Origin of the sequence: Ancylobacter sp. TS-1, from assembly GCF_009223885.1 — a bacterium.
In the GTDB taxonomy this organism is placed as follows: domain Bacteria; phylum Pseudomonadota; class Alphaproteobacteria; order Rhizobiales; family Xanthobacteraceae; genus Ancylobacter.
This window is the reverse complement of sequence record NZ_CP045144.1, coordinates 611,392-621,686: the sequence shown is the minus strand read 5'-3', so window position 1 is coordinate 621,686 and position 10,295 is coordinate 611,392. Positions and strand designations below refer to the sequence as shown.

Annotated in this window: 11 protein-coding genes and 1 tRNA gene; 1 reads left to right on the top strand and 11 read right to left on the bottom strand. The window is 67.3% G+C overall.

Translation table 11 applies throughout. The features are described 5' to 3' along the window. Nucleotides 1-32: 32 nt before the first annotated feature. Nucleotides 33-117, top strand: a tRNA-Leu gene (locus GBB76_RS02985). 79 nt (nt 118-196) lie between these two features. On the opposite strand, the gene GBB76_RS02980 is transcribed toward GBB76_RS02985, so the two are convergent. The 11 genes from GBB76_RS02980 to secY all read right to left on the bottom strand — a co-directional run bounded on the left by GBB76_RS02980 (nt 197) and on the right by secY (nt 10,242). Beyond that, entirely contained in the window at nt 197-976 is a 780-nt protein-coding gene (locus tag GBB76_RS02980; protein WP_152301909.1) for a polysaccharide deacetylase family protein, read from the bottom strand. A gap of 151 nt (nt 977-1,127) precedes the next feature. Beyond that, a complete protein-coding gene (locus GBB76_RS02975) occupies nt 1,128-2,219 on the bottom strand; it encodes an RluA family pseudouridine synthase (protein WP_152301908.1) in 1,092 nt (363 codons plus the stop codon). A 48-nt stretch (nt 2,220-2,267) separates the two neighbouring features. Then, the gene (gene crcB / locus GBB76_RS02970) at nt 2,268-2,651 is read right to left on the bottom strand and encodes a fluoride efflux transporter CrcB (RefSeq protein ID WP_152301907.1); all 384 of its coding nucleotides are present in this window, start codon (nt 2,649-2,651) and stop codon (nt 2,268-2,270) included. Between the two features lie 33 nt (nt 2,652-2,684). After that, nucleotides 2,685-4,004 carry a replication-associated recombination protein A gene (locus tag GBB76_RS02965; protein WP_152301906.1) on the bottom strand — a complete coding sequence of 440 codons (1,320 nt, stop codon included), beginning with the start codon at nt 4,002-4,004 and terminating at the stop codon, nt 2,685-2,687. Nucleotides 4,005-4,011: 7 nt separating this feature from the next. Beyond that, on the bottom strand, nt 4,012-5,442 hold the full coding sequence (locus tag GBB76_RS02960) for a DegQ family serine endoprotease (protein ID WP_152301905.1): 1,431 nt from the start codon (nt 5,440-5,442) through the stop codon (nt 4,012-4,014). A gap of 175 nt (nt 5,443-5,617) precedes the next feature. Then, nucleotides 5,618-6,046, bottom strand: coding sequence for a 50S ribosomal protein L17 (gene rplQ, locus GBB76_RS02955; RefSeq protein WP_152301904.1), 429 nt, complete (start codon nt 6,044-6,046; stop codon nt 5,618-5,620). 73 nt (nt 6,047-6,119) lie between these two features. Further along, nucleotides 6,120-7,136 (bottom strand): DNA-directed RNA polymerase subunit alpha, encoded by a 1,017-nt coding sequence (locus tag GBB76_RS02950; RefSeq protein WP_152301903.1) that lies wholly within the window; start codon nt 7,134-7,136, stop codon nt 6,120-6,122. 129 nt (nt 7,137-7,265) lie between these two features. Further along, complete coding sequence (gene rpsK / locus GBB76_RS02945) at nt 7,266-7,655, bottom strand: 30S ribosomal protein S11 (RefSeq protein ID WP_152301902.1); 390 nt, start codon at nt 7,653-7,655, stop codon at nt 7,266-7,268. 117 nt (nt 7,656-7,772) lie between these two features. Then, entirely contained in the window at nt 7,773-8,141 is a 369-nt protein-coding gene (rpsM, locus tag GBB76_RS02940) for a 30S ribosomal protein S13 (RefSeq protein WP_152301901.1), read from the bottom strand. A 188-nt stretch (nt 8,142-8,329) separates the two neighbouring features. Then, nucleotides 8,330-8,914, bottom strand: coding sequence for an adenylate kinase (locus GBB76_RS02935; protein ID WP_152301900.1), 585 nt, complete (start codon nt 8,912-8,914; stop codon nt 8,330-8,332). Next, nucleotides 8,911-10,242, bottom strand: a complete 1,332-nt coding sequence (gene secY / locus GBB76_RS02930) for a preprotein translocase subunit SecY (RefSeq protein WP_152301899.1) — start codon at nt 10,240-10,242, stop codon at nt 8,911-8,913. Before secY ends, GBB76_RS02935 begins: the two co-directional genes overlap by 4 nt. Nucleotides 10,243-10,295: the final 53 nt, after the last annotated feature.

The following is a 10,295-nucleotide window of genomic DNA, read 5'->3' as shown; positions in this document are numbered from 1 at the left end:
GCAGCTTTCGGGTCTGTTCGGCGTCTGGCGACGCGGTCGTGGCGGAATTGGTAGACGCGCTGCCTTGAGGTGGCAGTGGGTAACACCGTGGAGGTTCGAGTCCTCTCGACCGCACCATTTTCTCCGGTTTCGGAACACACGGCGACCCTCGGGTCGCCGTTGTCGTTTCCAGCGCCCTCAACGGCGCCCCGCCGCCTCAGCGCGGCACGGCCGCCGTGCGTGCCGGCGACGGCACGATGTGGACGACGCGGTAGCCCTTCTCCTTCAGCGCGGCGAGGAAGGCCGGGAGCATCTTCAGCGTCTGGCCGCGCGTGTCGTGAAACAGGATGATCCCGCGTCCCGCATGGTCGAGGCGCGCCATCACCAGATCGAGCTGCTCCTGCGGCGTCATCGGGTTCCAGTCCGACGCCCACAGATCGGCGCCGAAAACGCCGATGCCGCGCCGCTTCAGATAGTCCAGCAGTTCCGGCGAAGAGCCGAATCCAGGAAAGCGGAAGAACGGCACGCGCGGCTGCGCCCCAGCCTCGCCATAGGCGGCCCGCTCATCGGCCTTCAGCCCCTTCTCGATGTCGGCGACGGCCTTGTCATAGGGCATGTCGGCCAGCGTCATCGGATGCGTCATGCTGTGATGGCCGACCGTGTGCCCCTCGGCGATCTCGCGGCGCACGAGGTCGGGATGAGCGGCGGCGTTGCGGCCGATGACGAAGAAGGTCGCCCGCACGCATTCACGCGCCAGCGCCTTCAGCACGCCCGGCGTCGTCGCCGGCAGCGGGCCGTCGTCGAAGGTCAGCACGACCTCCTTGTCGGCGAGGTCCAGCGTCTGCGGGAAATGCTTGGTGCCGACCTGAAGCCCCGCCGGGTCCACCTCCATGACGCGCGAGGTGCCGAGCCGGCCGGCGCAGTCCTGCCCGGCGAGTGCGGGAGCGATTCCCCCGCACATCGCCAGAACGAGGGCAAGGCGGACGATGCGCGGCATGGTCGGGAATCCGGAAATGATGACAGGCCGCGACGGCGTAGCCGATTGCACGCGCGGGCGCCATCGGCCGTTCCACGCACCGCGCGCGTTCCAGCCCTCCGCGCGCCGCATGGCGGGCCGGGGACGCCCGCTTTCGCGATTCGCGGAGCCGTCAGCTTTCCGGCGCGTCGACGATGGGATCGTATTGCGAGGCATCGAAGCCGAGCACGTTCCAGCTCTGCTGCATGTGCGGAGGCAGCGGCGCGGAGACGTCGATCAGCCGGTCGCCGCGCGGATGCGGAATGACGAGGCGCCGCGCCAGCAGGTGCAGCCGGTTCTGCAAGCCGCCCGGCAGCGGCCAGTTCTCGACGTTGAAATATTTCGGATCGCCGACGATGGGATGGCCGATATGGGCGGCATGGGCGCGCAGCTGGTGGGTGCGCCCCGTCACCGGCTTGAGCGACAGCCAGGCGAGCTTCTGCGCCGCATGGTCGACCACGGCATAGTAGGAGATGGCGTGGCTGGCCTCGTCGTCGCCATGGCGGGCGACGCGCATCTTTTCGGCCGCCTCGTCCTTGGCGAGATAGGTCGAGATGCGTCCCTGTGCCGGACGCGGCACGCCAGGCACCAGCGCCCAGTAGATCTTGCGGGCCGCGCGCGAGCGAAAGGTCTTGGCCAGCGTCGAGGCCGCCAGCCGCGTGCGGGCCACCAGCAGGATGCCCGAGGTGTCCTTGTCGATGCGGTGGACGAGGCGCGGCTTCTGCCCGTCGGTGCCGCGCAGCGCCTCCAGCATGCCGTCGACATGGCGATAGGTGCCCGAGCCGCCCTGCACGGCGAGGCCGAAGGGCTTGTTGAGCACCAGCACGTCGCGGTCCTCGTAGAGCGTCATGTCCTGCAGCGCGCGGGCGTCCTTGTCGTCGGAACTCGCCCGCTTCACCGCCGGCGCGGCGACGTCGTGCTCGCCGTCTTCCGCCGTGATCCGGGGCGGACGCGGCGGCGCCTCGCCCCGCGCCTTCGCCTCCGCCGCCTCCATATGGTCGGCGGCGGAGAGCTGCGGCTTCTCCTCCAGCGGGGGGATGCGGATGCTCTGGCCGGACTCAAGGCGCGTATTGGTCTTCACCCGGCCACCGTCCACCCGCACCTGCCCGCTGCGCAGCAGCTTCTGCAGATGGCCGAAGGACAGGTCGGGGAAATGCGTCTTGAACCAGCGGTCGAGCCGCATGCCCTCTTCATCCGGGTCGACGCGGCGAGTCTCAACGGCCATGGATCGGTTACTCCTCGCCCCAGCACATAGCCGAGACAGGGCGCCACGTCACGCGAGAGCGCGCATCACGGCCAGTCCGGCGAAGACGCCGAGGAGCGAGAGGCCGACCGAACCCAGCACATAGATGGCCGCATGGCCGAACTGGCCACGCTCTACCAGCATCGCCGCTTCCAGCGAGAAGGACGAGAAGGTGGTGAAGCCGCCGAGCACGCCGGTGATGACAAAGGCCTTGGCGTACATGCTCCACGAGGCCCCGGCCTTGAAGGCGAGCCAGCCGGCGACCAGCCCGATGACGAGTGAGCCGATGATGTTGATCGCCATCGTGCCGATCGGGAAGCCCATGCCGAACAGCCGCATGGCGGTGAGGCCGACCGCGTTGCGCAGCACGCCGCCGATGCCGGCGCCGATGAAGATCAGAATCCAGCCATGCACGCCACGACCCTCGCCCTTGTGTACCCGTACTGCCTATTTGCCGCCCCGGCGCTCGGCGCGCAGCCGCGCCCAGTATTCCAGACGCTTCTTCACGTCGCGCTCGAAACCGCGCTCGTTCGGCGTGTAGAAGTCTGCCCGGGAATCGCCGGCGAGTTCTTCAGGAAAGAACTCTTGTCCCGAAAACGCATCGGGATAATCGTGATCGTAACGGTAGCCGGCGTGGTAGCCGAGTTCCTTCATCAGCTTGGTCGGCGCGTTGAGGATGTGCTTGGGCGGCGGCAGGGAGCCGGTCTTCTGCGCCAGCGCCAGCGCCGCGTTGAAGGCGGAATAGGCGGCGTTGGACTTCGGCGCGGTCGCGACATAGGCGATGGCCTGGCCAAGGAACAGCCGCCCCTCCGGCCAGCCGACGCGATCGAAGGCGGTCCACGCCGCCACCACCTGCGGCATCGCCTGCGGATCGGCCATGCCGACATCTTCCGACGCCGCGCAGCACAGGCGCCGGAACACCGTTCCCGGATCCTCGCCGCCGGTGATCATGCGCGCCGCCCAGTACATGGCGCCGTTCACGTCCGAGCCGCGCAGGCTCTTATGGAAGCAGCTGAGCAGGTTGTAGTGCTCGTCCTGTCCCTTGTCGTAGATCGGCGCCCGCTTCTGCATAGTGGCGGCAAGGCCCGCCACGTCGAGATCGGGGCCTTCGGGCAGCGACAGCAGTTCCTCGGCGAGGCCGAGCAGATAGCGCCCGTCCCCATCCGCCATGCCGGCGAGCGCGGCGCGCGCTTCCGGCTCCAGCGGAAGCCGGCGGCCTTCCATCTCCTCGGCGCGGTGCAGCAGCCCCTCGATGGCCTGTGCGTCGAGCGCCTTGAACACCAGCACGCGGGCGCGGGAAAGCAGCGCGGCGTTCAGCTCGAAGGACGGGTTCTCCGTCGTCGCGCCGATCAGCGTGATGGTGCCGTCTTCCATGACGGGGAGAAACCCGTCCTGCTGGGCGCGGTTGAAGCGGTGGATCTCATCGACGAAGAGCAGCGTGCCCTGCCCAATGGCGCGCCGGCCGCGCGCGGCCTCGAACACCTTCTTGAGGTCAGCGACGCCGGTGAAGATGGCGGAGATCTGCTCGAAATGCAGGTCCGTCTCCCGCGCCAGCAGACGCGCCACCGTCGTCTTTCCGGTGCCCGGCGGCCCCCAGAAGATGAGCGATGCGAGCGAGCGGTTGGCGATCATGCGGGTCAGCATGCCGTCCGCGCCGGTCAGGTGCTCCTGCCCGACCACCTCGGAGAGCCGCTGCGGACGCAGCCGGTCGGCCAGCGGGCGCGGCGCCTGCCCCTCCATTCCCGCGCTGGCGAAAAGATCGGCCAAGGGCGCCTCAGCCGGGAAGGAGCGCGGAGATGACGCGCCCGCCGCGCTGGAGCGTGACCCGCCACGCCCGCGAGGGCGTGCGGGTGATGCGCTGGAGGTCCGCCGTCGTGGCAATAGGGGTGCCGTTGATGTCGAGGATGACATCGCCGGGCTTGAAGCTGGTGCGCTGGGCGGGCGATCCCTCCTCGACCGCCGTGATCACCACGCCCTTCGTCGCCCCCATGGTACGCATCTCCTCCATGACCGCCGGGGAGAGGTTGACCACGGTGGCGCCGGACAGCGGCGAGCGCCCGGACAGGACGATCTCGTCGCGCGGCACCGTCTCGGGAGCCGCCTCCAGCCCCACCCGCAGCGTCGCCGGCTTGCCCTGACGGATAATCGCGACATCGACCGTGCCGCCCAGCGGACGCGTGGCGAAGCGGAAGCCGAAGGCGTCGGGATCGTCGACCTCCTGCCCGGCGACCGCCACGATGAGATCGCCCGCGCGCAGGCCCGCCTTGGCGGCGGGGCTGCCGGGAAGCACGCCCTGCACCAGCGCGCCGGTCGGGCGCACCACGTCGAGCCCCTCGGCGATGTCGGGCGTCACCTCCTGCAAGTCGGCGCCCAGCCATGGCCGCCGCACCACCTTGCTGCCGGACAGCGCCGATTGCAGCACCACGCGCACCATGTCGGCAGGGATGGCGAAGCCGATGCCCTGCGAGCCGCCCGAGCGCGAGAAGATCGCCGTATTGATGCCGACCACGCGCCCTGCCCCGTCCACTAGCGCGCCGCCGGAATTGCCGGGATTGATGGCGGCATCGGTCTGGACGAAGAAGCCGTAATCGGTGATGCCGCGCTGCGTGCGGGCGAGCGCGGAGACGATGCCCTGCGTCACCGTCTGACCGACGCCGAACGGGTTGCCGATGGCGAGCACGATGTCGCCGACCTGAAGATCGTCCGACGAGCCGAGCGTCGCCGAGGGAAAGGCGCCCTTCCCGTCCTTGATGCGCAGGATGGCGATGTCGGTGCGCGGGTCGCGCAGCACCACCTCGGCGTCGAACTCCCGCTTGTCGGACAGGGACAGGCGGATCTCGTCGGCACCATCGATGACGTGATTATTGGTCACCACGATGCCGGACGGGTCCACCAGCACGCCCGAGCCGAGCGAACGCTGGATACGCTCGCGCGGCATGTCGAAGCCCGGCACGTCCGGGCCGCCGCGATCGCCGAAGAAGCGCCGGAAGAACGGATCGTCCAGCAGCGGGTTGCTGCCCCGTGCCGCCGTCTTCATCGCGTAGACATTGACGATGGCCGGCGCCGTGCGCGCGACCACCGGGGCGAAGCTGAGACCGATCTCGGCGCGCGAGCCCGGCACGCGCGGCCCGCCGGTCGCGGGCGTCTGCGCGAGCGCGGGAACGGCGACGAGGAGCGAGGCGGCAATCAGGGCGAAGCGTTTCATGCGCCAGATATAGTCCGCAGCCGCCGGTCGAGAAAGGCCCCGCCGCGCCCGGCGCCTATTTCGCCCGCGCTTGCGTGCTTCCGGCGGCGCGCCAAAGAAAAAGGGGCGGTCCAGCCGCCCCTCATTCGAACTCGTGCAATCTCTTGCCCGTCAAGCTCTTGCCTTGCGGCGCCGATCACGCGGCGGCGGCTTCCTCGGACTTGGAGGCCTCGAGGCGGGCAAGATCGGCGGCGCCCTTGGCGCTCTCGTCGCGGTCGACCAGCTCGATCACGGCGATCGCGGCCGAATCACCGTGGCGGAAGCCAGCCTTGATGATGCGGGTGTAGCCGCCATTGCGCTCCTTGTAGCGCGGGCCGATCACGTCGAAGAGCTTGCGCACGACGGCGACGTCGCGCACTTCGGCGATCGCCTGACGACGGGCGTGCAGGCTGCCGCGCTTGCCGAGGGTGATCAGCTTCTCCACCACCGGGCGAAGATCCTTCGCCTTCGGCAGGGTGGTGATGATCTGCTCATGGGTGATGAGCGCCTGCGCCATGTTGGCGAACATGGCCTTGCGGTGTTCCGCGGTCCGGTTGAACCGGCGATATGCCTTGCCGTGGTTCATGGTGACTTATCCTAACGTGCGACGGCTTCCGAGCCGAGAGGTTGTTGTGCGGCTCGAATGCCGCGTTCAATGCTCAGTAGTGATCTTCGAACCGCTTGGCGAGATCCTCGATGTTCTCGGGCGGCCAGCCCGGCACTTCCATGCCGAGGTGCAGGCCCATGGAAGCGAGAACTTCCTTGATCTCGTTCAGCGACTTGCGGCCGAAGTTCGGGGTACGGAGCATCTCCGCCTCGGTCTTCTGGATCAGGTCGCCGATGTAGACGATGTTGTCGTTCTTCAGGCAGTTGGCCGAACGCACCGACAGTTCCAGCTCGTCCACCTTCTTCAGCAGCGCCGGGTTGAAGGGCAGCTCCTGGATGGCCGGGCTCTCGGTCTCGCGCTTGGGCTCCTCGAAGTTCACGAAGATCTCAAGCTGGTCCTGCAGGATGCGCGCGGCATAGGCGAGCGCGTCCTCGGGCGTGACCGAACCGTTGGTCTCGATCGTCAGGGTCAGCTTGTCATAGTCGAGGATCTGGCCCTCACGGGTGTTCTCGACCTTGTAGGAGACCTTCTTGACCGGCGAGTAGAGGCTGTCGACCGGGATCAGGCCGATCGGCGCGTCCTCGGGACGGTTGCGGTCGGCCGCGATGTAGCCCTTGCCGGTGTCGACGGTGAACTCCATGCGGATCTCGGCGCCGTCGTCGAGCGTGCAGAGCACCAGCTCGGGGTTCAGCACCTGCACGTCGCCGACCGTCTGGATGTCGCCGGCAGTGACGACGCCCGGACCCTGCTTCTTCACCACCATCCGCTTCGGGCCATCGCCGGCCATCTTGATAGCGATGTCCTTGATGTTGAGGATGATGTCGGTGACATCCTCGCGCACGCCCGGGATCGAGGAGAACTCGTGCAGCACGCCATCGATATGCACCGACGTCACCGCCGCGCCCTGGAGCGAGGACAGCAGGATGCGGCGCAGCGCGTTGCCGAGCGTCTGGCCGAAGCCACGCTCAAGCGGCTCGGCGATCACGGTCGCAAGGCGCTTCGGGTCGCCGCCGACCGCGACCTCAAGCTTCTCGGGCTTGATCAGCTCTTGCCAGTTCTTCTGAATCACGACGTCACCCTTGGTTTCGACGGTGCCCCGGACACCCTGGCCGGCACCCCCGTCCCCGGCCTCGGCCGGTTAGGTAATGCCAAACGCAGCGGCCCCTGCGGCGCTCGGAGCGCCGCTGGATGAATAGCGTCAGACGCGCCGACGCTTGCGCGGACGGCAGCCATTGTGCGGGATCGGCGTAACGTCGCGGATCGACGTCACGGTGAAGCCCGCGGCCTGGAAGGCGCGCAGCGCCGACTCACGGCCGGAACCGGGACCCGACACCTCGACCTCGATGGTGCGCATGCCGTGATCGGCGGCCTTGCGGGCGCAATCCTCGGCAGCGACCTGCGCCGCGTACGGCGTCGACTTGCGCGAACCCTTGAAGCCCATGGCGCCGGCCGAAGACCAGGCAATGGTGTTGCCCTGCGCGTCGGTGATGGTGATCATGGTGTTGTTGAACGACGCGTTCACATGCGCGACGCCGGAGGCGATGTTCTTGCGCTCGCGGCGCTTGATACGGGCAACTTCTTTAGCCATAGACCCTTGATCCTTCAGGCGCGCCCGTCATTCCAGGCGCTCGGGACGATACTCGTAGCGAATGCGCCGGCCGCACGGGGCGCCGGCGCTGTCCGGCGGGCTTGAGCCCGCCGTGAATTACTTCTTCTTGCCGGCGATCGGCTTGGCCGGGCCCTTGCGGGTGCGGGCATTGGTATGCGTACGCTGGCCACGCACCGGCAGGCCGCGACGGTGACGCAGGCCGCGGTAGCAACCGAGATCCATCAGCCGCTTGATGTTCATCGAGACTTCGCGACGCAGATCGCCCTCGACGAGGAAGTCGCGGTCGATGGTCTCGCGGATCTGCAGCACTTCTTGGTCGGTGAGCTGGTTCACCCGACGCTCGAGCGGGATACCGACCTTCGCGACGATGTCGGCCGCATTCTTGGCGCCGATGCCGTGAATGTACTGAAGCGCGATGATGACGCGCTTGTTGGTCGGGATGTTAACGCCTGCAATACGAGCCACGTCGCATTCTCCATGTCGTCCGGCAGAGCCGGAATTTGAACGCCCCGCGTCCGGTGGAGGCCGGCCCTTGCGGAGATACGCACGAGGCCACGCGACATCATCCAGTGATGTCGATGCGTGGCACCCGCTTGAGTGAAGCGCGGCACATAGAGCGATTCCGCCCCTATGTCAAGCCGCAGGTGCGAGACTCAGACAGTTTCAAGAACGTCCGAGATCGCCTTGGTCACGTCGTCGATGGGCTTCATGCCGTCGATCACCACCAGAAGCCCGCGCCCGGAATAGTAGGGCGCGACGACGGCAGTGTCCCGGTTGAAGGCTTCCAGACGGGTCTTGAAGACTTCCGGGTCATCGTCCTTGCGGACCGGCTCGCCGCGCGCAGCGGTTTCAGCGGCACGCTGGATGATGCGGTGGACCAGCTTGTCCTGATCGACCTTGAGCTCGATCACGGCGTCGAGCTTCAGGCCCTTCTCGTTCAGGATGCTGTCCAGAGCCTCGGCCTGGGCGACCGTGCGCGGGAAGCCGTCAAGGATGAACCCCTTGGCGGCGTCCGGCTGGTCGATCCGATCGGAAATGATGCCGATCACGATATCGTCGGAGACGAGCTGGCCTGCATCCATCACCGCCTTGGCCCGCAGGCCGATCGGCGTGCCGTTGCGAACGGCCTCGCGCAGCATGTCGCCGGTGGAGAGCTGCACGATGCCGTGACGCGCCACCAGCCGCTGCGCCTGCGTGCCCTTCCCCGCCCCCGGCGGGCCGAGCAGTATAAGCCTCATCGGCGCTTCCCCCTGAGCTTGGCCTTCTTGACCAGCCCCTCATATTGATGCGCCAGAAGATGCCCCTGAACCTGCGCCACCGTATCCATGGTCACGCTCACCACGATCAGCAGCGAAGTGCCACCGAAGTAGAACGGGACGGCCGCATACGAGATCAGGATCTCGGGGAACAGGCACACAATCGCAAGGTAAGCCGCACCGATGACGGTGATGCGAGTCAGCACATAGTCGATGTACTCGGCCGTGCGCTCGCCGGGACGGATGCCGGGGACGAAGCCGCCGTGCTTCTTGAGGTTGTCCGCGGTCTCGGTCGGGTTGAACACGATGGCGGTGTAGAAGAAGCAGAAGAACACGATCAGCAGCACGTAGAGCAGCATGAACAGCGGCTGGCCGTGGCCGATGAGCGTGGTGACGGTGGTCAGCCAGCCGGGCCCCTGCCCCTGCATGAAGCTCGCGACCGTGGTCGGGATGAGCAGCAGCGAGGACGCGAAGATCGGCGGGATGACGCCCGACGTGTTGAGCTTCAGCGGCAGGTGCGAGGACTGGCCCTCATACACCTTGTTGCCGACCTGGCGCTTCGGGTACTGGATCAGCAGCCGGCGCTGGGCACGCTCCATGAACACGATGAACATGATGACCGCGACGGCCATCAGGATCACCGCCAGGATGATGCCGGTCGACAGGGCGCCCTGACGGCCGAGTTCCAGCGTGTTGGCGATCGCCGAGGGAAGCTCCGCCACGATGCCGGCGAAGATGATCAGCGAGATGCCGTTGCCGATGCCGCGCGAGGTGATCTGCTCGCCGAGCCACATCAGGAACATGGTGCCGCCGGTCAGGGTGATGACCGTCGAGATGCGGAAGAACCAGCCGGGATCCGCGACCACGGCGCCCGAACCTTCGAGGCCGACGGCGATGCCGTAGGACTGGAACACGGCGAGCACCACGGTGAGGTAGCGCGTGTACTGGTTGATCTGCTTGCGGCCGGCCTCGCCTTCCTTCTTCAGCGCCTCGAGCGTCGGGGAGACGGTCGTCAGCAGCTGGATGATGATGGAGGCGGAGATGTACGGCATGATGTTCAGGGCGAAGATCGCCATGCGCGAGACCGCGCCGCCCGAGAACATGTTGAACAGGCCGATGATGCCCTGCTGCGCCGTGCGGAACACGTCGGCGAGCGCGTCGGGATTGATCCCGGGCATCGGAATGTAGGTGCCCAGCCGATACACGAGAAGCGCACCCAGTGTGAACCAGATGCGCTTCTTCAGTTCGTCGGCTTTTGCCAGAGCACCGAAGTTGAGGTTTGCCGCAAGCTGTTCTGCTGCCGAGGCCATGGTGGCTCCGCTCCTCGTCTGTGCCCGGTAATGACGGTTAGGCCTGACTTAAG

Coding starts and splice junctions, on each gene's coding strand:
- GBB76_RS02960 (WP_152301905.1), bottom strand. CDS start 5,442: ATGAAACGCTTCGCCCTGATTGCCGCCTCGCTCCTCGTCGCCGTTCCC.
- secY (WP_152301899.1), bottom strand. CDS start 10,242: ATGGCCTCGGCAGCAGAACAGCTTGCGGCAAACCTCAACTTCGGTGCT.
- rplQ (WP_152301904.1), bottom strand. CDS start 6,046: ATGAACCACGGCAAGGCATATCGCCGGTTCAACCGGACCGCGGAACAC.
- GBB76_RS02935 (WP_152301900.1), bottom strand. CDS start 8,914: ATGAGGCTTATACTGCTCGGCCCGCCGGGGGCGGGGAAGGGCACGCAG.
- GBB76_RS02975 (WP_152301908.1), bottom strand. CDS start 2,219: ATGGCCGTTGAGACTCGCCGCGTCGACCCGGATGAAGAGGGCATGCGG.
- GBB76_RS02980 (WP_152301909.1), bottom strand. CDS start 976: ATGCCGCGCATCGTCCGCCTTGCCCTCGTTCTGGCGATGTGCGGGGGA.
- rpsK (WP_152301902.1), bottom strand. CDS start 7,655: ATGGCTAAAGAAGTTGCCCGTATCAAGCGCCGCGAGCGCAAGAACATC.